Source organism: Halodesulfovibrio oceani subsp. galateae, from assembly GCF_055397225.1.
In genome coordinates this window covers 2,890,215-2,913,290 of the sequence record NZ_AP042453.1, presented here as the reverse complement: position 1 = coordinate 2,913,290, position 23,076 = coordinate 2,890,215, and the positions used below count along the sequence as shown (strand labels likewise).

Here is a 23,076-nt window from a genome sequence, read left to right as displayed (position 1 = left end):
ATGAATATGCTTAATCGTCTGAAAAAGGCATTGAATAGAACTAGATGGGTCAATTCTTTTACTAAGAATCCGATATATTCAGTCTTATATCTTATTGCTTATAAATTTGATCGCTCTAAAACTGCTAAAGGTACTTATCAGGAGATTCCTTTTGAGTTCCGGTCAATTGATGTCGAAGCTTTAAAAGAAGTTTTGATTGATTGTGAATACTCTACTCTTTCTGGCTTTCTTAAGAATAAAGATAAGCCAATTATTCTTGATCTTGGACATCATGCTGGAACATTTTCGTTATGGGCATTTTCTCAAAACAAGAAGGCAAAAATATTTGGTGTTGAAGCCAACTTGGAGACGTATCGGGTTGCTAAAAAAAATGTCCAGACTGGAATAACGACAGGGTTGGATTGGACCATTGTCAATCGCGCCTGTTGGAACAATAATGACATTTTGGCTTTTTCAAATGATGGAAATCCACTTGGATATAGAATTAAAGAAACAGGGCAGCTTCATGTCAAAGGCATCACGTTTCCTGAAATACTTTCACAAGTTGGTGGTAAGGCAGACCTACTTAAATTAGATATTGAAGGGGCAGAAGAAGTTTTCTTATCAGCGCATCCTGAATGTCTTAATTGGGTTGAAGCTGTTGTTATCGAAATTCATCCCGATCTATGCTCGCAGCAAAAAATTTTGGAACTGCTGGAAAGTAAATTTTCAAGTATAACAGCAATTCATGGCCGGGAGTCTGGCAAACCTCTTTTATGGTGCAGAAATAAACTGTAGAGAGCCTCTTAAAGGACGTATTATTGCTTTTCTTTTTGCGTTAACTTGTGTGGTAGGATTTTGTGCAGTGTTAGGAAAAAGCAAACAAAAGGAATAGTTGTTTTGTTTAACCAGGTGCCGCTTGTTTGGCAAAGAGTTGTCCTGATGAGTGTTTCATTATCCTTAGTTATCCAAGAAGAAAATGCGATCTGCATTCAATTGGACCCACTTTACTTAGGAGAACATTGATGCCAACTCCTTTAATTACTGTTGGAGTGACGACATACAATGCTGAAAAAACAATTACGGGCTGTATTCAGTCTGTGTTTGCTCAGCGATGGAAACACGTTGAAGTTGTTGTTGTTGACGATAGTTCTGAAGATAGCACAGTAGATATTTTGACATCACTATCTCAAGATTATCCATTAAAGATTATAGTAACCTCCAGAAATTTAGGTGTGGCCGGTGCTCGGAATCAAATTATCGCGAACGCACAGGGGGATTTTATTGCGTTTTTCGATGATGATGATGAGAGTGATCCTGAGCGCTTGAGTTTGCAATATTCTAGAATTGTTGAATATGAGCAGCGTGATCTTACGGTGCCATATGTAATTTGTCATACAGCAAGAGTTATTCGCTATCCAGATGAGACAAGTCGGGTTGAAGGGACAATGGGACAGAACCAAGATGAAATTGCTCCAAATGGAAATGCAGTTGCATCACGTATTTTAATGGGGACTCCCTTATCTGATGGTTATGGCTCTTGTGCTACATGTAGCCAAATGGCTCGACGCTCAACATATGAAAAGTTAGGCGGCTTTGATATCGAGTTCCGGCGATCTGAAGATACTGAGTTTAACGTTCGTTTAGCAATGAAAGGTGGACACTTTGTTGGCATTTCAACTCCGTTAGTTAAACAGCGTATGACTGCTACATCAGATAAGAGTCTTGATGGAGAAATTTTTTACCGAAATCTTTTATTGAAAAAGCATCGCACGTTCATAGAAACAATGGGAAGTTGGGAGTTTTCGTTAAAATTTTTTAAACTACGTAGTTCATGGCTGAAGAAAGATTTTTTGTCTTTTATGGGATATTTGATGATGTTAGTTGCGAAGCATCCAGTGCGTACCTTTGAAAGACTTTCTCTTGCCCTTCCAAATATTGGATTGAATAGTGCCTTTAGACAGTTTCATGCAATGGATAAGGATTCGTAGTAAATGTCTAGCGTAAAAATTGATGATAGTGTCCCTTTAGTTACCATAGGGATTACATGTTATAATGCAGAAGATACAATATCAAGAGCTATAAAATCTGCCTTGGCACAGGATTGGCCTTCCATTGAAATAATAATGATTGATGATGCCTCAACAGATAATTCGGTAGCTGTACTTAGACAGTATTCACAGAAATACAACCGGGTACGGCTTGTAGAACATGCAGTGAACCAAGGACCGGCAGGAGCACGAAATTCTGTTCTCAAGGAAGCTCGGGGAGAGTTTATTGCTTTTTATGATGATGACGATGAAGCATTTTCGAACCGAATTACTGAGCAAGTTAATACCCTTTGTTTATTTGAAAAACAAAAAAAAGTTTCTTTAGTTGCTTGCTATGCTTCTGGAGTACGGCATTATCCAAACGGTTATTCATTGAGTAAACCTGCAATAGGTTCTCGAGGGAATGAGTTGCCTAATGGGGCAGGGGTAGCCGCTTACTTGCTGTGCTATGAGCGAAGAGATGATTGGTTCTACGGGGCAGGAACCCCAACATGTTCATTAGTTGCGCGTAAATCTACTTTTCAGCAGTTGGAAGGGTTTGATGTTTCTCTTCGCCGTGTAGAAGATGTTGATTTTGCAATCAGGTTAGGTCTAGCTGGTGGCTGGTTTATTGGTACACAGCATGAACTTTTTGCACAGTTTTCTACCAACGCCCCAGATAAGTCTCCTGAGAGAAATTTAGAAGCAGAGCAGTATCTTGCGATAAAGCATGAAGAATTTTTGCGGTCAATAAATCGAGCTTATTATGCTTTGAATTGGCCTAAGTTGCGTTATTGTCATTTCAAAAAAAATTACCTGAGTTTTGCAGTGACGCTTGTTGGATTGTTGATTCATAACCCGGTAGCGACAGTTCGTCACCTTCTTGCAACTGGCCCTAAGAGGTTAATCCATGAACACCGAATGAAAACAGGGCGTAATATATGCGGTTAATGTTTTCTGCACGAGCTATCCATAATATGGCTGGTGGCGTAGAGCGGATGATTACTACTATCATGAATGAGATGGTAGAGAGAGGTCATCAGGTAGGGCTATTAACTTGGGATTTGGCAGGAGCCCAATCTTTTTATCCGATGGCTGAGGAAATTCAATGGCATTGCTTGAATCAGGGAAGTCCTTCTCAAAAAGCAACTTTGGGTTTAAAACTCAAAAGAGCTTCAGCTGTTCGGTCTATAATAAAGGAGTTTTCTCCTGATCTAGTTGTTGCTTTTCAAAGTGGCATGTTTGTTTCGCTAAAGGGATACACGTTAGGGCTAGGTGTTCCCATTATTGCTGCAGAACGAAACGCCATTTCGCGTTTTGATCACGTTAAGAATGGAAAGCTTAAAAAATCTAGAGTCCTTAATGCGTTTAGGTTAGCTCAGAATGTAACGCTGCAGTGTGAAGAGTACCGCAACGAGTACCCATCGTACTTGGCAGACAAGATCGAAGTTATTCCTAACCCTGTTACTACTCCAAAATCTTATGCATCTTCAGCTCTTCCAAATTCTGAGGGTGAGTATATGTTGTTATCTGTTGGTCGGTTGTCATATCAGAAAAATTATGAGTGCTTAGTTAGGGCCTTTGCTGAAATAGAGTCACATTTCTCAAATTGGAAACTAACGATTGTGGGTGAGGGAGAGGATCGCCCCAAGCTTGAAGCTTTGATTGCAGAGAAAGGGCTGGGAGACAGAGTTACATTGCCGGGAGCAACTGAAAACGTAGATGCATACTATGCCAATGCCAACCTTTTTTGTCTTCCCTCGTTGTGGGAAGGTTTTCCTAATGCGCTAGCAGAGGCGATGGCACATGGTGTTCCTTCAGTTGGCTTTGCCGATTGCTCAGGGGTGAATAGTCTTATTAAAGATCACAAGACAGGAGTGTTGGCATCAATTAATAAGGATTATTCTTCTCTTTCAAAAGCATTAGCAAAGCTGATGGAAGATGATGAACTGCGTAGAGACTATGGAAAGACAAGTAGTGAATGTGCACGCTCTTTTCAGCCTCAGGTGATTTTTGACCAGTGGGAAAATTTGTTTAAAAGAGTCGGGTAACTAACTTCAAGTTGATAAGAAATTATTCTTGTTTGCTACACATTGGTTACGAGTCGAGCTTGTATTTATGGGCGAATTATAGTTATTGCTATTGACATGTTCTGTCTTCATGTTGGGAAAGGGAAATATTATTTTGGTATAGAGTTTTTATGTGGAGGCGGTCTCATGCGTAAAAATGAATTTGAGAAGCTGCTTAATGCTAAATAATATTATGAAACCATATTGTTGCGTTGTCTGATGGCAGCTGAAATATGATGTTAAAGTAATAACTCAAGCCTGTTGGACCTATATTTATCATTAGTGCATTTAAAAAAAAAAGTCGAATAGGATGTGTAATCTATTAGAGAATCTCAACGTTAGGTTTTCACAGATGAGCCTTTTTTCATGCTGTACACACTCAATTTTCCGTTATAGAAAGATTAAATTCTTCCAGAGGGTTGCACTAGGCTAACCTCAAGGACTTAGTTTTTGTAGGATCTGTTGCCCGTTTTTTAAATTTTTTTAAAGCCGATGTATTCCGTTTATGAAGAAGCTGAGTGTATTGTTTTTTGTTGCACCTAACAATATGTTGGATCGGTGTTATAATGCAAAATTATTGTTAGACCATTCAACTAGAGATTTTTTCGATGAAACTGCTTCATATTATTAATTCCCTGTCAGTTGGAGGGGCTGAACGCTTATTGAGTCAGTTACTTCCTTTATTGAATGCAAAATTAGAATGTTCTGTAGAAGTCTTAGTTTTGCGTGACGTGGAAAGTGATTTTACCGTTCGATTGGCTAAACATGGCATTGTTGTCCATTCGTTATCGCTTAAAAGTGTAAGGAATCCGCTAGCAATTTTTCGACTATACAAGTTTATTGCATCATATGACATTGTTCATGTGCATTTGTTTCCTTCGTTATATTGGGTTGCACTTGCATCACTACTGCCTAAATCTTCTGGCCCTATTTTGGTGGCGACTGAACATAATACGCATAATAGAAGACGACGTCTTAAGTTGTTCAGGTGGATTGAAAAGAAAATCTATGGGTTGTACGATGCTATCGTTTCTATTTCACAACAAACTGATATAAATTTGAGAACGTGGTTAGAAATTCAAGAGGATGATTCGAAGTTTTCAGTAATAGAGAATGGAATTCCTGTTAGTGATTTTGCGACTGCCATACCATATCAAAAGTCTGAATTGTGCCGAGATGCTAGTTCCAAAACTCCTATTGTTTGTATGGTAGCACGATTTTCTGAGCAGAAAGACCAAGCGACTTTGATTCATAGTATTTCAGGACTGTCTAAGGATGTTCGATTGCTCCTTGTGGGAGAGGGGGATTGCGAAGAAGAGAGACGGCTTGTTGAACAGCTAGGATTAGCTGAACAAGTCTCCTTTCTTGGTAATCGTGATGATGTTCCGCGAATTCTTAAGACTTGTGACATTGTCGTATTGTCTTCCCATTGGGAAGGTTTTGGGCTTAGCGCTGTAGAGGGAATGGCAGCAGGAAAGCCGACTGTTGTTAGCAATGTTGAAGGCGTTGGAGATATTGTAGCAGGGGTAGGAGTTGTTTTTTCTCGTGGAGATAGTAGGCAGCTACAAGTTCAACTTGAAAAGATTTTCAGTGATTCTTTATATTACAAGGCGTTATCTCGTCGCTGCCAAAGGGCGGCAAAAAAATATGATATTAAATTGATGAGTTCAAGATACTTGGATTTATATTTAACGTTGATGAATCAGAAAAAAAGCAAAGTAAAAAAAGTTACCATTGTAGGCAGCAAGTTGCGGGACTGTCTCAACTTTAGACTTCCTTTAATGCTTGAGTTTGTGCAAGCAGGTTATAAAGTTTATGCTGTCACTCCAGATGGCAGTGAGAGTGATAAGGCGATCTTAAAGAAACATGATATTTCTTTTATTCCGGTGGAGATGAAGCGAGCTGGAGTAAATCCTTTTGCTGATATATTGTTATTGCTACGTTTTTTCAAAGTTTATTGGAAAATTCGTCCTACAATAACTTTAGGTTATACAATAAAGCCTGTTGTTTATAGCACTATTGCAGCTTGGGTAGTAAAGGTTCCTGTAAAAGCAGGAATTATTGCTGGAGCAGGGTATGCCTATTTGGAGAATAATTCTAGGAAGCAACAAGTGATATCATTCATTGTCTCTGCACTTTATTGGTTATCGTTTCGGACAATGGACTTAGTTTTTTTTCAAAATAAAGATGACCAAGAAGAGTTTGGAAAATTATTTTCTATTTCAGATCACAAGTCATTTGTGACAAATGGTACAGGAGTTGATGTAGGGCACTATAGTTATTCTCCAGTGTCTTCTGATGGTAAAGAAGTTGTTTTTCTACTGATTGCTAGGCTAATTAGAGAAAAGGGAATTGAAGAGTATATTAGCGCTGCTAGACAAATAAAAAAGCAATCTAGAAATACTCATGTTCGTTTTCAACTTCTAGGTGCTGTGGATGATAATCCTACCTCGTATGCATCGAACGAAGTGTCAGCTTGGGTGAAAGAGGGAACCATTGAATATCTTGGAACTACAACCGATGTTCGACCTTTTTTAAAAAATTGTTCCGCATTTGTTTTGCCATCATTTTACAGAGAAGGTGTTCCCCGCTCAATTTTAGAGGCTCTTTCAACTGGGCGAGCCGTTATAACAACTGATAATGTCGGCTGCCGTGAAACTGTTACCCCAGGAAAAAATGGATATCTGGTTCCTGTGAGGGATGTGTCAGCTATTGTCGATGCAATGCAGTCGTTAATTGATCGTCCTCAGGAGCTTGTGAGTATGGGAAAAGCAGGGCGCAAAATCGCAGAAGAAAAATTTGACATTAAACTTATCAATTCAGTCATCATCTCGACAACGAGCCAGATGAGAATTTAAGCAAAAGTTCTGCTAGGTTTCAAGCAAACTGTTTTATTTGAGACTAGATAATAGAATGTCAGGACTTCTTTTCTAGTTTTGTAGTCCATCCATTACGCATGGAAATTTACCTCGAGAGTTGGCAGGTGGTTGAGTAGGTCAACTTTTAGTGGCAGTTGGCTATTTCAGTGTAACTCAACGAGTTGTTCTTGAAATATATGGTATAATTCCAGCTTAAATGTATTCGTTACCGATCTAGATTTACTGTGGTTGAAAATCTTTTTGAGGTAATATTAGGATATTATGAATAATTTTTTTCATGAAACAAGCCGTGTACCTGAAAGTTTCTCAGAACACTATGGTCCATCTGGTGTTTTACGCTACAATCAAATAATTTATGTTTTCTGCCCTTCTCAGGCAGAGCAACTTGTTGGTAATGTGCTCGCCAATAATGACATTCAGTATAAAATTAATGATTATTCTGCGCCACACGCAGCAGGTACGATTTTTTGTCATTACAAAAGTTGGGAACTGTCTTCAGGACGCCACGATTTTTTGATTGAAGCAACGAAAAAGGGAGGCTGGGTTGAGCCTCTCATCAGTTTTTTGGATAGAAACTTGGGACACACCGAGGTAGAGTTGCTTAACGATCAATTCTTTTTACACCAAAAAGCTTTTTCTATTCTTTCAAGAAAACGTCATGCTATTTTAAAACGTGCCTTTGACATTGTATTATCGATGCTACTCCTTTTTGTTACCTTGCCGATAGGTCTACTTACTAGCTTGCTTATAAAAATGGAATCTTCAGGGCCTGTCTTGTTTACTCAACGCAGAACGGGGCTGCATAATAAAGAATTTGATGTAATCAAATTTCGTTCTATGCGGCATGATGCAGAAAAATATGGTGCTAAGTGGGCTTCTCAACACGATAGTAGAGTCACACGTGTTGGAAACTTTATTCGAAAGACAAGGATTGATGAGTTGCCACAATTGATCAATGTCCTTAAGGGTGAAATGTCTTTAATTGGGCCACGTCCTGAGCGAGAAGTTTTTATTTCAGATTTAGAGGAAAAAATTCCCTACTACCGATTTCGCCATGCAGTGCGTCCAGGTATTTCCGGGCTAGCTCAAGTGAAGTATTGCTATGGTGCTTCGTTAGAAGATGCTGTTTGGAAACATAAGTATGACCTCTATTATATAAAACATTATAATATACTTATGGATATAAAAATTTTGTTTTTAACAATCAAGACAGTTTTTTTTGGGATGGGGCGATAATAGTTTTTAACAATTTGTTGTTTCAGGGCTCAAAAAAGCGGATTCTAGTGAATTTAAAACGCATAGAGAAGTGTTTCGTTCTTGGGGAAAATATGATTCTGTTGATTTTGGTTCCCGCTACCAAGTGAAGCGTATCACGGTAAATCCCAAAGCCAGATTAAGTGTTCAAATGCATCATCATAGAGTAGAGTATTGGGTTGTAGTTTTTGGTACAGCTAAAGTTACTAACGATGATGAGACTTTTCTTGTTTCAGGAAATGAATCAACTTACATACCTGTTGGTGTGATACATGCTCTGGAAAATCCTTGGAAGGTGCCATTAGAACTTGTTGAAGATCAATCCGGTGGCTTCTGGGAGAAGATGACATTGTGCGTTTCGAAGACAACTATGGGCGGTCTTGAAATTACTATTTCGCATAACCCAATTGATTATAACGAAACAAATTTTTTTATATCTAGCTACGTAACCTTTTACGCAGACGATAAGTGAAATCCTCTTGGGAGACCCCTAGTAATTTAAGCTCTTACACGAAAGTGTAAGAGCTTTTTTTGTGGGCGATGGTTTTGCCATACTGAGCAAGTAAAAAGAGCATACTAATGTGAATGCTATTTGACAACGTGTTGTCAAGTTGGCAGTATGTTGTCATGACTGAAGCACAACATAAAATTCGAACTCCTTCTGCAGAGGCATTTACTCAGTTAATTCTGGAAGTTTTTCAACTTAATGGAAGGTTGCTTGCTGCAGGTGATCAATTAACAAAAGGGTTAGGGCTATCAAGTGCGCTTTGGCAGGTGCTTGGTGCTATTGATGATGAGGCGTTACCTGTGTCCCAAATTGCAAGAAATATGGGGTTAACCAGACAGGGAGTGCTGAGAACAGCCAACGCATTAGAGAAAAAAGGATTCATCGAATATCAGGATAATCCTAACCATCAACGCGCAAAGCTTGTTGTTTTGACAGACAAAGGGCGTGCGTCGCTTGATGAAGTTTCTGCATTACAAATTGAATGGGCTAATAACATTGCTGATGGATTAGGTGAGGGTGACCTTAACGCTGCGATACGAACAATACATGGTTTGTATGAAAGGTTATAGCGGCAGATAGATTCAGGAGAATGCTATGAGTGAACATACGCTGGAAACGTTTCTTTCTACATTGGGTCTTGATGAAGAACCAATGGGGATTTTTTTTACAGACGAGGAGCCGGTTGAAGGTTTTTCCCCGAAGCCGAATGAGTTACCTACACGTGAAAAAGAGATAGAAAACAAGATAAATTGGCCAGAGGTCTTCGGATCATTCTCTTGTGTCATCGGAAACATTTGGCGTGCGAGGAAAAAGCAAAGCGCTGCGTATTTTTCCAGTGAACAGTTTGGATGTGCAGGTGGTGCGTTTTGGCTCGGTTTTTTGAATCCGCAGACAGAAACCATTATCAACTATGTTTCAACAGGTATTCCAAATTGGAGCGATGGTGAACTGTATTGTGATTCGCCTGACGCACTGAGGAAAATTTTTGAATATGTTGATCCTCAACCGATAGAAGAAAAATACTGTGTGATAAAGCCCGTTAGCCAGTTTGCAGAAAACGAGACTCCTGAATTAGTAACTTTTTTTGCACGTCCGGAAAGCTTAAGTGGTTTGCATCAGTTGGCAGTTTTCGTGACCAATGATCCGGAAGTTGTCGCATCCCCTTGGGGAGCAGCATGTGGAAGCATTGTTGCTTGGCCACGGCATTATGCATCAAGGGGGCAGAAGAGAGCGGTGCTTGGTGGCTGGGATCCTTCTGCTAGAAAATTTTTTAAAACTGACGAGCTGTCGTTTACCGTTCCATTTTCGATGTTCAGTGATATGGTGAGTCGTTACAATGAATCTTTCCTTACTACAAAAACCTGGCAAACCGTTCAAAAAAAGATAGAGCGCAGTAATAGGGTGTGGAGTAGTAAGTAATTATTTGAATAATGGAGGGTAACTATGCTTAGTTTCAAAGAAATGAATGACAATATTAGCCTGCACGATCAAATTAATTCGAATGAGGAAGACCCGGTTGTTTTGATAAATGTTTTTACGGTAGATCCAGCGGATGAAGAAGCACTTGTTGCAGCATGGGCTCACGATGCGACTTATATGAAAAAACAGGCGGGATACATTTCCACTCAGCTGCATAAGGGCATTGCCGGTAGCTCCACTTATGTGAATTATGCCATTTGGGAAAATGTCGAATCTTTCCGAAATGCCTTCAGCAATCCAGAATTTCAATCCAGACTCGAAAATTATCCAAAGAGTGCTGTGACTTCTCCCCATCTGTTTAAAAAACTTGCCGTCGCAGGGCACTGCGTAGCGTAATACACTGTAGAAAAAAACTCTTACACCGAAATGTAAGAGTTTTTTATTATCACAGGCCGTTTGGTTAATACGTATATTTTGTGATGAGGGCTACTCGCCAGGAATCTTTTATGTTTGAGATTCCCCAAGTATCCTCATCAAGATCTAAATGGATGTAGGCAATGGATGGGCTGATGCTTAGCTGATCGTAGAGTTTGATGGTTGCTTCATAATCTATTTCAAGTGCAAAATCCTTATCGGTTAAGTATTTTGCAATATTTGATGAAGGGTTATCTAAATGTCCATTTTTTACGATGCTTGAATCGTTTGTTCCCCACATTCCGAGTACCCGTAGTTGTTGGGTCATCCAACTTATATATGTAATGTCATCTAATACAATTCCGGCGCCAATTTTGCCTGTTGCATCAGCAATACGTACGCCGGTTTCATTAGCATGGGTGTCATCAAAACCGTATGTGCTGATAAGCCACGAAGCCGTTACAAAAGGCATACGACCTGAACCATTCTTATAGGCGTTGTTGTCGTCACCGGAGGCCCACCAGCCTGTGAGGGCCGGTGTTATATTGTCCAAGGAATAAGAAAGTTTCGCTGCTGTGAACCAACCACTGCGTGCGGCAGCCTTATTGGCATCAAGTCTCCCGTAAATTCCATCAAAAAGTAGTTCGTAATTAGTGTATAAATTTGCAGATAAAGCCAACCCAGTCCAAAAAACATTTGCATTTTCTGTTCGTTCAACATTTACGAAACTATTATCGAGACCAAGTGAAGGGCCAATGACATACGTAAAATTGGGCGCGCCAAACTTTACGTTTTCGCCAAGAGCTGTGTACGCAACGTATGTGTTGAAATTCATATTTTCCGGGGCAAAGTAGAGAGAAAGAAGGAACATGTCCATTTTGTTGTGTGACGAAACTGGCAGGTTGTCAGTGGTATCTACATCAAAGGGACGAAGCCAGCTCAAAGCAGCGCTGAATTTTTCGGAATGAGCGTAGGATGCAACAATACCGGCAACATCATCATCAAAAATGACAGACCCTGCAACAGCACCCGGGTAGGTCAGTCCAATCAGGCCAGCATTAATAGATAATGGGAAGTGAGGGACATCAATGTGCAAAAAAAGACGTTTAGTCATTACTCCAACGCCGTCTGTACTAATGTTTCCTCCGGCATATCGACCGGCGTTGTTGTCCGGATATTGTCCCCATCTGTGGTTGACTTCAAAGTAAGCCACGCCTGAAAGCATTTCGGTAGCAAGAATTTCTATCTGGGATCTAAATCTTTGTTGTACTGTGAAGCCGTTTGTTTCGTCATCCTCCTGAAAATTTTTATGTTCTAATAACTGCGTAACATTCCATAATGATCCCCGTGCGTTAATTTCTATAGCAGCAACTGGCGTTATGATTAGGATACTTAGAAGTAACAGAGTAGAAAGACAAAATAAGTTTTTCATACGCCTCCTGTGCCAAAAAACTTTTGCACAGAAGATAGCTCGCTGAGTTTTTAGGATGAATTATTTTCAGTATAGTGTTTTGTATCTGGATGTTGCGACGCATTTGAATGGACACGAGAATAGGCGATTTACAAAAGAGGTATGCGAGTGATTCGTGTGGTGCTTTGAACTAAAAAAGTACGTGATGGAAGAATTCGTAAGCAGGGCTTTTGGAAGGAAGGGCTGTGCAGTATTTAGAAGAAAAATTTGTGTGAGTGAATATTTACTTCAGAAGGGGGGAAGGGAGCTTTGCGTGGCAATTATGCCTTCTGGGGCTACGAAGCTTTAGTGTCTTCGCTGCTTGTTGTGTTGATAATATTTAAGCAATGCTGACGAATTAGCTCGTGCCTTTTTTCTTGGGTGATTCGTTTGTTTTGGTACATATGGCTGTCAGCGTTAGAAGCCAGTGTGCAAAGTTCATCAGGGAACATAGCTGTTGATACACCGAAGGACACAAATGGCGAGCCATCAATACTGTTTTGCTCTTCAACTTTGGTCTTTAAACGAAACAATGCTTCATTGGCGTTGTTATATCCTGTGTTCGGAAGCAGTATGACAAATTCATCTCCGCCGATGCGGTATATACTGTCACGATCACGAGTGTATGTGGCGAGCATGGAAGAGATTTTCCGTAAGTATTCATCCCCAAATGTATGTCCAAGTAGATCGTTAACGATTTTAAGCCCGTCAGCATCCACATAAATAAGACTTATAGGATAATCGTCAGACGTTATGGTTTTGAGTTTTTGCTCGAAAGAATATCGACTGTAGACTGCTGTCAGTGTGTCTTTCTTTAACGTTTTAATGAGTTTTTCTTTAGCGTTTTGCAATTCGTTAATGTCGATATGAACCCCGGTAACTCGACGTGCTTTTCCTTCAGCAGTCCTGCTGGTTACAACTCCTTTCCCAAGAATCCATATCCAGAATCCATTCTTATGAAGAAAGCGGTAAACGCATTCAAAGCTGTCACCGTGCTCGGGGCTATTAATGATTTTTAACTGCATGGACACGGTACTTTCGTAGTCATCTGGGTGAACCCGTGATGCCCAGGAGTCTGCTGTGGGCGGGAACTCGTCTTCAGTATAGCCCCCCATAGCAATGTACTTATGGCTATAGTAAACGTGATTTGTTTCGGCGTTCCAATCCCAGATACCGTCTTCTGCTGCCTGCAAAGCAAATTTCATGCGTTGTTGTTCATGATCGATAGCAGTGACGCGCTCGCTGTTGATATGGAAACCGCTGATCATGGTGGCTTTCTGTTCGGCATTACGATGAAGAATATATCCATGGACTACCACCGAAGAATACGTACCGTTTTTTCGGCGAATACGAAGTGGATGTTCGTATCTGTTTCCACACTTTGCGGAATGAATGTAGTTTTTTAAAAGATCTTGAATGATTTCAACATCGTCTTCATGGATGATGTTCTTCCAATCTGATATTGATGTGGGGACTTCACTTTCTGCGTAGCCTAAGCAGGCAAGGTATGATTCACTGTAATATAAAGAATCAGCTAACGGCTCCCAATACCACATCCCGGTTTCATTTTCCTGAACTGTGTCTTGAGAAACTTCAAAAGGCATGAGCATAGATTTTATCGAGAGAGAGTGTTGCATGTTAAACCTTGTAAAAGAAGAAGCTGGAATTCTCAATCTGTTACTATTTAAGTTAATTCTTGCACAAACTACCGAGCAAAATTTTGAATAAAGGCGAAACTTCTACTCCGCCTGCGTTTTCTTTTTTGCGAAAAATGTTGCACCGCTGGAAACACAATAAGATTTTTTGTTATTCTAAAAGCTCCTGTATAAAATATAGGAGCTTTTTCTTTACAAAAATGAACCACGAACGGGCTGTTTAAATCCGTCTTTTTGTGTGCGAGACCTTTTTGACAATACGTAAGGCAATGACTTTATAAAGGTGTGCATGTTATAGTTTGATGTATGCATAACCTTTGTGCTGAAGGTCAATTATTTCCAGTAATCCTGCCGGAATAATTTTTCCGACTGGTAATAGCCACTCAGGTTTAATTTGAAAATGGTTCATAGCATTTCGGCAAACTTTTATTTCCAAACCAAGATCTGCAAGTTCAGTCAATTTTTGAGCGTAGGGATCATTTTTTTCTAATAATTTGATGCCGGAGCCATTTACCACAAGACAAGCAGTAAATTTTTGGCCTGAAAGTTCTTCAAAATAATTTTTTATGTTGCTGATTGTAACATCCAATTCTTTATTGCCGTTATCAAAATGGAAGACGACGTCATGATGCATTGTTATTTCTCTTTTGTGTGCGTTGTTTCTTTTTCTTGTATGGTAAAAAAGATAACTTGCTTCAGAGTTAGAATGGAGAATTTGGTTTATAAGAGTGTCATGGAATTGCATACGAGTGAAGCCCCTGCGGATAAAGTAGACCCCAAGAGTTAGCATGAGCACACTACCAGCACCGAGAATTGTGAACACAATTCCTTCCAAGTTACTGGTTACGCGAGATGCCATAAGAAGAATGAAAGAAATGATTGTCATGGAAAAGGCGCAAAGAGCAATGCCGGAACGTAATGTGGTATGTGCCGTGCGCTTTTCTGCCAGAAGCAGCATTAACTTTTGAAAATCAGTTTGCGATATTTTTTCGTCACTCATAGGATATGGTTCCCCTTGGTAATTAGAGGTGCTTTGCTGTACTCAGGCTGCTTGTTTTTTGATGTTTTGCTCAAGTTGACTGGAGGAGAAAAGGCTGGGGCGTTGTATAAGAAAAACTTTTGAGCGTAGTAATAAAATTTTTCCAAGTTATGAATAAATATAGTAATATTTCTGTGTGCGAAAAATGATATCTATCTTTGCCAACGCACATGAGTGCTATGTACGTGCGAGGTAGTTTTCCTGTGTAAATGATGTGAATTTTCGGTAGGAATATCTGATGAGTGTTCTTGTTTTTTAGGCAGAAAAAAAGACTCCTGCATTACGTGCAGGAGTCTTTTTAATAACATTGTATGCGGAATTAACCGCAATTTTTACATGTAGTTTGCAGCAATAATTACAAGACCGAAAAGGAAGCTTGCAAAAACAGCAGGGCTTCCGCCAACTGCTCTGAATTCCTGATTCTTACCGGCAGAGCGCATTTTCAATACCATGATGCATGGGAGGAAAATGGCAATGATAGCAAGTGCTGCGCCCGCATGTGACAGAGCGGCAATGAAGCTGCCCGGTGCCAGTACGGATGCGGCAAGCGGTGGAAGGAATACCAGTGCGCTTGTTCCAGCGCGGCTGGTTCTGTCATTACCTCGTTTGAATGTTTCAGCAACAAGGTCAAACAGACCAAGGGATACACCAAAGAAGGATGTAACAAGAGCGAGTACTGCGAAGAAAGATACTACTCGACCAATCCATGTGGAACCGCCGCTGATGAGGGCAACAAGTGCATCCACGTTTGCCATGCCTGCGAGCTGCTCCGGTGAAGCACTACCAAGCGAGAGCATTAACCATGCAACATAACAGAGACCGGGAATAGTACTGCCGATTACCAGAATTTTAACCAAAGATTTTTTGCTTTCACCTACAAAGCTTACCACACTCGGGATAGATGCGTGAAAGCCGAAAGAGGTAAAGAGTACAGGAAGAGCAAAAAGCAAACCTTTTGATGTCGGGGTACCAAGTGTAAGGTTTTGCAGGTTGAGCTGCCCGCCAAGGCAAGCGAAGCTGACAACCATCGCTCCGAGCATAATAGAGAATAAGGTTTTGTTTGCAGATACAAGGGCGTTGGTGCCGATGTAGAAAATTATGGCACTGATAACAGCAAAGGCTGCGGAGCCAATGCGTGCATCTACGGTGATTACGCTGGAGATAAGGCTGCCCATGCCAGTCATGTAAGCAACCAGAAGACAGTAGGCGAGAAAGAATACACTGCCTGTGGCAACGATCTGTCCGGGGCGACCCAGAACTTCGCGTGTCATGAAGTTGAAGTTGACGCCGGGGCCAAATTCAAGGTTGATTTCAATAAGCATTAAACCGGAATATACAGCCAGTGCCCACATTATGAGTAGAATCAGACAGCCCGTAAAGAAACCGAGACTTCCGATCACCATAGGAAGGCCAAGCATACCTGCACCAATAGCGGTACCGGCAACAATACTAATCGCACCAATGTTCTTAGAACTCATACAACTCTCCAATTTTCAATGCTGAAATAATGTTCAGCACTGAGCAGTGAGCCACCACACGCCTGCGGGGTCCCTGTTTAAACACAAGGGCATTTTGTTCATTTGCGTGTACTCAAGGCTAGTTGTCTCGTCTATTAAACAGGTCAGCGTATGTGCTGTTTTCATGGGCGAAAAAATGGAGAACTTTTATGAATGCATAAAAGAAAATGACACCTACATACAATGCACCATGAAGTTACGTTTCGCGTGGCTGAATAATGTGACAAGGAACAGCATGAGAAATTTTGTTGTTAACCCATTCGAGATAAATGGCTAAGAAGCGCAGCCGGCATATTCTCGACTTACCCAAGGAGAATATATTTGCCGCTGCTGTTACAGCGTCGGCTCTGTAACTCATCTTCCAATGCAGCTTCCATTTTAACTCATTCCTGAACGTGGAATGCCCTGCAATATACCACCATGTTTCCATAGACTGCTGTGGCAACATGAGGGACTCTCATATTACCACAGCACGAATAATGGAATTAGTTCATTAATTTTTTCAAAACTGTTTCAAGGGCTGTTGCAGCTTTTTTGTGTTTGGATGTGGATGCTTTTTGCACTTCATCCATAGCATTGTAGATTGTCTGGGAGACGTCTTCGAAGATTTCTCCTGCATTAAGATTAACTTTGTTGCTCATAAGGTAGTTAAAGGCGCGTGCCATACCGCAGTTTGCAATAAAGTCAGGAATAACGCTGAAGTTGTTGTCTGCATATTCTGCAGTTGCACCGTAGAAAATGTCTTCATCATGGAACGGTACGTTTGCACCACATGCAATAACTTGCAGCCCATGTTCTTTCATGGTTTCAAGCTGTTCTTTAGTAACAAGACGGGAAGCAGCACAAGGCAGGAAGATATCTGCACCAACGCTCCATACTTTAGCCTGAGTTTCTTCTGCAGAAAGAGCATTGTTAGCAACAAGAGTGTTGCCGGTGCGGTTAAGAAGAAGATCTCGTACCTGTTCGAAGTTTAAGCCGTCTGTTTCAACAAGGCCGGCTTCGCGGTCGACAATGCCTACGATAAGTGCACCGCGGGATGCGAGGTAGTATGCTGCAGTTGCGCCTACGTTGCCCCAGCCCTGCACGATTACGCGCTTGCCTTTGAGTGGAATGTTACTGAGCTCGTGGAAATGACGGACAGATTCTGCAACGCCCCAGCCTGTGATCAAGTCGGCAACAAGATAGCCACGGGATGGATCAGGAGAGTATGTTGCAGATGTTACTGGAAGACATACACCGCCACGGAGCTGACTGATCTGTTGAATTTTTTTCTCTTCAGTCGGCATAAAGTGGCCGTTAACAATGCCTTCTTGCGGGTGCCATAAACCGTATGCTTCAGTGTGCGGGATTACGTCTTTAATTTCACACACGTTCAAGTCACCACCGGTGCCGTAGTAGCTTTTAAGCAGTGGCATAACAGCTTTGTACCAACGATCGAGCACTTCATCTTTGCGCGGATCATTCGGGTCAAAGTTGATGCCGGATTTTGCACCGCCGATATGCGGGCCGGATACGGCAAATTTAATTTCCATAGTTTTTGCGAGTGAAACTACTTCATGCTTGTTCAAGCCTTTTCTCATGCGGGTACCGCCGCCAGCAGCGCCCCCACGCAAGGAGTTAATAACAACCCATCCCTGCGCATCTGTTTCAGAGTCACTCCATTCAAAAACGATTTCCGGTGTGTTTTCTTCAAAAGCAGTTAACAGTTCTTTCATGTCTATTCTCCACAAGCTAACTAGATGTTAAGTGAGTTTCTTGAACCAATGGGATATTGAGCAACAAACTGCAGTTGCAGATGCTGCTTTGAAAAAACAGAAGCCCTCTGCCGGAGCATCAGGCTCCCACAATTATGTGTTTAAGAAGACAGTCGAATGGTGTCTGCGTGCAGACGCGCTTCGATGTATAAGGACAGTGCCGCAACTGCACGGTCGCATACTGGGAACACAGGTACGCCGCTTTTATTGAAAGCGTCGCGCATAGGGTCATACAAGCGCCCCCCGTCGATTACACCGACTACCGGCTTTTCACTTTCCTGCGCCATTTTGGTGAGGAGAGGAATAATGCCGTTTTCTGCATCCATGGAGAAAGCAGAGATCGGGGTGTCCGCGAGGGTGTGCATGCTAGGGGAAAGCGGGTCCAGCCCGATTACAACGGCATCTACGCCACTGTCTTTGGACAGGATGTCCGCGATAACGGTATGGGTTTCGTCATCAGCAGATGGGTTGATGTCCAGCGGATTGTTGATGGTAACAAGACTGGCCAGTTTTTTTGATTCGAGCACTTTGGCGATCTGGTTGTGTGATGCTTCCTCAAATGCTGCAAGTTGCATTTGGTAGTCATCAGACTGAATAGAATCGGCCATGCCCACAGCTTCGAATCCGGCACCACTCACAGCAGCGAGGCGGTTACCCTGAATTTTTTTGCTGGCCATGTTTTCAGCCAGCAGGAATAAATCCTGAAATTCTGTAAAGGTTCGGGCTACAATTGCACCGGCCTGTCGAACGCACGATTCGCAAACCATGTAGTCGCCAGCTAAGGAAGCCGTGTGCCCGCTGGTGGCGCTTTTGCCTTCAGGGGTTCGGCCTGCTTTGTAGAAGACGACTTCCTTTCCGGCCAGAACTGCATCGCGCACTGCTGTGCAGAATTCCAGCCCATCCAGATCGTTGAATCCTTCAGCATAGACAGCAATAACATCAACGTTATCGGCATCTTTGAAGTACTTCACCATGTCGCCAAGGGTGAGGTCAGTCTGGTTGCCCATGGAAACCATGTAGGAAGGATTCAGTTCAGGGCACTGGCTGCTACGGTGGAGCATAAATGCGCCACTTTGGCTGACAAGCGCAGAGCGGTGATGCTGAACAGTGCGGTCTTTAGGAAGTTTTTCTTCCGGAATAAACCATGTGTCGTAGTTACCTGGATGGGAAACAACACCCATGCAGTTTGCGCCGATAAATACAGGGCCGCCGTCTTTAGTGCCGTGCACTGCATCAATGGCAGCCATCAAGTTTTCAGCGCGTTCCTTACTTTCTTCAGTTTCGCCCATGCCGCCCGGAATGAGCATGACGCTGTTAGCGGCATCAAGGCGAATAACTTCATCTACAAGATCAGGAACATGTGCAGCTGCTACCGCAACAACAAACATGTCGAGTTTTTCAGGCAGTGCTTCTAAATTCGGAAAGCATTTTACGCCTTCAATTTCGTCTACACCTTCGCGCAGGATGTACACATCTTCTTTTGCAAATCCTTCTGCCAAAATATTGTCGAGAATGATGCGACCAAAGTTTTTGCGTTTGGTGGATGCGCCGATGAGTCCGATTTTTTTCGGATGCAACAAATTGTCTATTTTAGCGATAGGGCGGCTGTTTTCACGAGTCGTCGGCAGGGAGAAACGGCACATGCCATCAAGAGGAACCATCAGGTAGTCTGTGAAAGCATATGGGTTGATTTCCATTTCTTCGATAACAAACTCAGCCTCGGGGTTGGAGGAGGAATACTTGCGACCCATTTCAATGAAAGAGGAGAAGCATTCCATAAGCTGTTCATCAGTAACCACTCTGCGTTGCCCGCGGGTAAGGCCTGCAAGCTTCTGGTAAGAGATGGTTTTGCGGAATTGGGCAAAGAAGCTTTCACCGTCAATCAGTTCACAGGAGGCTGCTACGATTGCCTGTCCCTTTCTGAAACGCTTTGCGTACAGCTCTGTGTCTGTTCCGCCGAGCCCTGCGCTGAGGATCATACCGAACTCGCGGGTATTGCGCAGGCCCACAATGAGTTCGTTGCCGAATGCGCTGGAATCCGGCGGCATAAACTGCACCATGAGCACGCCTTTAATGTCACGGCGAATGGCGGTGAGGAGTGCGTCTCCTGAGAGCCCCTTGTATTCTTCCGCCGCATGGGACGGATCAAGGTTGATCATGGTCGCATAGTTTTCCGGTACTTCGTAGAGCATACGGCGAACCGCGGAACGGATGCGATCAGGGTCTTTTTCGACAACACGTACTCCGCCGACTTCAGTCTTATGAATGATAGTCGGAGAGACAATTTTGATGACAACTTTTTCACCCGGCATAGAGTTCAGTGCTTCGTCAGAAACCTTTGCTCCTTGAGGGATGAGGATAGATTTAGGCGGTGTTTCTGCACCTGATCGTGAGAGCAGGTTGTATACTTCGTATTCAAACAGATAATCACGCTTTTCGTCCTGTGCGGCTTTGAACAGGTCGCTTATGGCGTCAAAATCTATGGAGACGTCTGTTTGTACTTCCATGGTGTGTTTCCTTCCCGTCTATTTCTCAAGCGTTCACGCAGTGGGATATAAAAAAGTACCCAGCGGGAAACCGGAGTCCGGCTTCCTGCTGGGGATAGTATTTAGAATAATTCGCGTCCTGCGCTGAAGGCAGCATGGTTAGCTGTCCAGATGGCAGGTTTAGGGCTTACATTTTTCAGTGCCTGCAACCATAGTTCAGCAGGAAACTCGTTGAATGGAGCAAGCGTGCTGAGCGCGCCGATCATTACAACGTTTGCGATTCGTCCGCTTGGATCTCCAAGAGCGAATGCCTGTTCCAGAACATCAATCTCAACAACGTTGTAGTTGGCAAGTGTGTCCATAATTTGTGTATGAGCAGGGTAGGCTTCTTCTGCTACGCCGTATGGAAGCACGTGTGTTTTTGCTAACAGCACTGTTCCGCCCGGTCTGAGCATATCCACAAAACCCTGACGCAGAATTTCGCTCTGTTCCATGCTGACAAGACAGTCGGCAGTACCCGGTAAGAGGACTGGTGAACAGACGTTACCGCAGCTGAAGGTAGAAATAACAGGGCCGCCCATTTGAGCCATGCCGTGAGTTTCACCTTTAACAATGTTGGTATCTCCGTAGCCTGCAAGGAATGCCAGCTGTGTGAGAACGCGACCGAAGAAGAGGTTGCCCTGACCACCGACGCCGCGGATTGCCAATGCGACTCTTTCCGGCAGAGTAAATGAACCGGCATCCGGTGCGGTGATTGTTTCAGGAGCTTCCGGCAGTGTAACGCGGGCGGCGGCACTTTTTTCGGAAGGTTCTGCAATGGTAATCGCATTAACAGGACACATCTGCGCACATGCGGCGGACTGGCTTACACAGCCGGTACACATGTTATTAAATGATGGAAGCCCGTCTTTGTCTGCCTGAATACCCGGACAGATCTGACAGAGTCCGCAGCGTTTACAGATGTCTGCATCTACTGTCATCTGGGTGCCGTAAGAAGATTTAGGCATTTTGCGGATACAGACACCGGTTATTACCAGTGTGGTGAATACATCGTTTTCTGCATCAGCGAGTGCGCCTGTTAGCGCTTTTTTGATTCCTTTACGGTCATAGCCGCTTACTTCCACAACTTTCGCGCCGTGGGCAGCAAGGGATGACTGAAGATCAAATGTATTGGTCTGGCCTGCAAGGTTTACAGGAGATGTCGGGCCAGGCTGACCGCCTGTCATGGCTGTCCAGTTGTTATCCAACACAACTTTTACACCAGGAATATGGCGGAAAATAGTGTTTCTGGTGCTGTCCATGCCGCTGTGGCATTCTGTGCCGTCGCCAAGTAGGCTGAGACATTTTGATGCTTTCTCCGGATTAGCCAGAACATAGCCTGCACGGTTGGATTCACCTGTGCCCATAGCCACGTTGGTGTCTACAGCATCCATAAAGTACAGAAGAGTGTTACAGCCGATGTCGCCAAAACATGTTTCCAGTTTGCCTTTCTTTTTCATCTGACGAACGGTTTCGCCAAAGAGTCGGTAAGGGCAGCCTGCACAGATCATTGGCGGACGGCTCAGGGGGGCAACCTCATTTGAAGCGGGTGATTCAAGGGAGTATCCAAGGCGGCCCGCAACCTGAGCTGGTGTCCATTCTGTCAACGTTTCGATTGCGTCTTTGCCGTGAATGGCTAGTCCGTTGCGTTCAATTTCTTCCTGAACAAAACGGTAGCCGTCTTCAATGACATACACGTCGCCGTCGATTGAATCGTAAAATTTGCGGATGAGATTCATAGGGAGCGGGAATGTGAAGCCGAGGGAAAGGATGTCTATGTCTTCGCCGAGAGACTCTTTAACTTCCTTCACCATCATTTCGTTGATTCCGTAGGTGATAACACCGACTTTCCCAGCGCCTTTTTCCCATTTGTTGAGCGGGGAATTTTCAACCATTTCTGTAAGTGCGGGCATGCGCTCAGTGACAACGGTATTGTAGTTTCCGCGTGCGACAACAGGGAGTGTGTTGAATTTTTTAAGAGGAACGGTAAGTTCAACACGGTCGCGTGTTTTGACGTCTGAAAGATGTACCAAGCCTTCACTGTGACAGAGAGTGCCGTTGGCGAGAATTACAACAGGAGTTTTGAACTGGCGACTGATGTCGGCTGCGATTTCAGAAGCTTCGTGCAGTTCCTGATGGTTGCGCGGTTCAAAAATAGGGACAAAACAGCTTTTGATAAATGGGCGGGGATCAACGAGGTGCTGTGTGGAGCTTGGTGTGAAGTCTGACGCGAGGTAGTAAACAAGCGCGCCGCGGTCTTCGTTGAAAAATGCAGAGCTGCTGAATGGATCACCTGCCTGAAAGAGGCCGGGGATTTTCATGGTGACAACACAGTCCTGTCCCGCGAGAGAGTGGCCATAGCCTACGGAAACAGCGGTGGCTTCACTAATGGACCAGCCTACAGAGATCATATCCTGTACGTTGCTGAGTCCTTTATCGATAACTTCGGTACTTGGAGTTCCCGGATATCCATCAACTGCATGGATGCCGGTGCGGACACAGCCGACTGCAAAGGCCATGTTGCCCTGCAGAACGGCAGCTTCGCCTGACTCTTGCGTACAAAGTTTCTTAACTGGGTTCATCG

The 23,076-nt window shown here is 43.1% G+C and carries 18 protein-coding genes; 10 read left to right on the top strand and 8 right to left on the bottom strand.

Going from position 1 to position 23,076, the window contains the following annotated elements; all coding sequences use genetic code 11:
• From ACZ5V1_RS13005 to ACZ5V1_RS12960, 10 genes are all read left to right on the top strand, one after another.
• A complete protein-coding gene (locus ACZ5V1_RS13005; RefSeq protein ID WP_464389206.1) occupies positions 1 to 777 on the top strand; it encodes an FkbM family methyltransferase in 777 nt (258 codons plus the stop codon).
• A gap of 227 nt (positions 778 to 1,004) precedes the next feature.
• Positions 1,005 to 1,970, top strand: coding sequence for a glycosyltransferase family 2 protein (locus ACZ5V1_RS13000; protein WP_464389205.1), 966 nt, complete (start codon positions 1,005 to 1,007; stop codon positions 1,968 to 1,970).
• Between the two features lie 3 nt (positions 1,971 to 1,973).
• Positions 1,974 to 2,960: a glycosyltransferase family 2 protein gene (locus ACZ5V1_RS12995; protein ID WP_464389204.1), complete on the top strand. Its 987-nt coding sequence runs from the start codon at positions 1,974 to 1,976 to the stop codon at positions 2,958 to 2,960.
• Between the two features lie 26 nt (positions 2,961 to 2,986).
• Positions 2,987 to 4,060 (top strand): glycosyltransferase family 4 protein, encoded by a 1,074-nt coding sequence (locus ACZ5V1_RS12990; protein WP_464389203.1) that lies wholly within the window; start codon positions 2,987 to 2,989, stop codon positions 4,058 to 4,060.
• 626 nt (positions 4,061 to 4,686) lie between these two features.
• Positions 4,687 to 6,936, top strand: coding sequence for a glycosyltransferase (locus ACZ5V1_RS12985; protein ID WP_464389202.1), 2,250 nt, complete (start codon positions 4,687 to 4,689; stop codon positions 6,934 to 6,936).
• A gap of 282 nt (positions 6,937 to 7,218) precedes the next feature.
• Positions 7,219 to 8,193, top strand: coding sequence for a sugar transferase (locus tag ACZ5V1_RS12980; protein ID WP_464389201.1), 975 nt, complete (start codon positions 7,219 to 7,221; stop codon positions 8,191 to 8,193).
• A gap of 70 nt (positions 8,194 to 8,263) precedes the next feature.
• Positions 8,264 to 8,683: a cupin domain-containing protein gene (locus tag ACZ5V1_RS12975; protein WP_464389200.1), complete on the top strand. Its 420-nt coding sequence runs from the start codon at positions 8,264 to 8,266 to the stop codon at positions 8,681 to 8,683.
• A 155-nt stretch (positions 8,684 to 8,838) separates the two neighbouring features.
• A complete protein-coding gene (locus tag ACZ5V1_RS12970; RefSeq protein ID WP_464389199.1) occupies positions 8,839 to 9,288 on the top strand; it encodes a MarR family winged helix-turn-helix transcriptional regulator in 450 nt (149 codons plus the stop codon).
• Between the two features lie 25 nt (positions 9,289 to 9,313).
• The gene (locus ACZ5V1_RS12965; protein ID WP_464389198.1) at positions 9,314 to 10,138 is read left to right on the top strand and encodes a DUF169 domain-containing protein; all 825 of its coding nucleotides are present in this window, start codon (positions 9,314 to 9,316) and stop codon (positions 10,136 to 10,138) included.
• 24 nt (positions 10,139 to 10,162) lie between these two features.
• Positions 10,163 to 10,534 (top strand): antibiotic biosynthesis monooxygenase family protein, encoded by a 372-nt coding sequence (locus ACZ5V1_RS12960; protein WP_464389197.1) that lies wholly within the window; start codon positions 10,163 to 10,165, stop codon positions 10,532 to 10,534.
• A gap of 64 nt (positions 10,535 to 10,598) precedes the next feature.
• Here the strand turns inward: ACZ5V1_RS12960 and ACZ5V1_RS12955 are convergent, their stop codons facing one another.
• The 8 genes from ACZ5V1_RS12955 to ACZ5V1_RS12920 form a co-directional block, all read right to left on the bottom strand.
• On the bottom strand, positions 10,599 to 11,984 hold the full coding sequence (locus ACZ5V1_RS12955) for an outer membrane homotrimeric porin (RefSeq protein ID WP_464389196.1): 1,386 nt from the start codon (positions 11,982 to 11,984) through the stop codon (positions 10,599 to 10,601).
• 314 nt (positions 11,985 to 12,298) lie between these two features.
• Positions 12,299 to 13,639 (bottom strand): sensor domain-containing diguanylate cyclase, encoded by a 1,341-nt coding sequence (locus ACZ5V1_RS12950; RefSeq protein WP_464389195.1) that lies wholly within the window; start codon positions 13,637 to 13,639, stop codon positions 12,299 to 12,301.
• Positions 13,640 to 13,949: 310 nt separating this feature from the next.
• Positions 13,950 to 14,657: a DsrE family protein gene (locus ACZ5V1_RS12945; RefSeq protein ID WP_464389194.1), complete on the bottom strand. Its 708-nt coding sequence runs from the start codon at positions 14,655 to 14,657 to the stop codon at positions 13,950 to 13,952.
• A 371-nt stretch (positions 14,658 to 15,028) separates the two neighbouring features.
• Entirely contained in the window at positions 15,029 to 16,174 is a 1,146-nt protein-coding gene (locus tag ACZ5V1_RS12940) for an amino acid permease (protein ID WP_464389193.1), read from the bottom strand.
• Between the two features lie 235 nt (positions 16,175 to 16,409).
• Positions 16,410 to 16,661: a hypothetical protein gene (locus ACZ5V1_RS12935; RefSeq protein ID WP_464389192.1), complete on the bottom strand. Its 252-nt coding sequence runs from the start codon at positions 16,659 to 16,661 to the stop codon at positions 16,410 to 16,412.
• Between the two features lie 37 nt (positions 16,662 to 16,698).
• Positions 16,699 to 17,928 carry a Glu/Leu/Phe/Val dehydrogenase dimerization domain-containing protein gene (locus ACZ5V1_RS12930; RefSeq protein ID WP_464389191.1) on the bottom strand — a complete coding sequence of 410 codons (1,230 nt, stop codon included), beginning with the start codon at positions 17,926 to 17,928 and terminating at the stop codon, positions 16,699 to 16,701.
• 140 nt (positions 17,929 to 18,068) lie between these two features.
• Positions 18,069 to 20,474, bottom strand: a complete 2,406-nt coding sequence (locus ACZ5V1_RS12925; protein WP_464389190.1) for an acetate--CoA ligase family protein — start codon at positions 20,472 to 20,474, stop codon at positions 18,069 to 18,071.
• Positions 20,475 to 20,575: 101 nt separating this feature from the next.
• Positions 20,576 to 23,074, bottom strand: coding sequence for a 2-oxoacid:acceptor oxidoreductase family protein (locus tag ACZ5V1_RS12920; protein WP_464389189.1), 2,499 nt, complete (start codon positions 23,072 to 23,074; stop codon positions 20,576 to 20,578).
• Between the last annotated feature and the right edge of the window lie 2 nt (positions 23,075 to 23,076).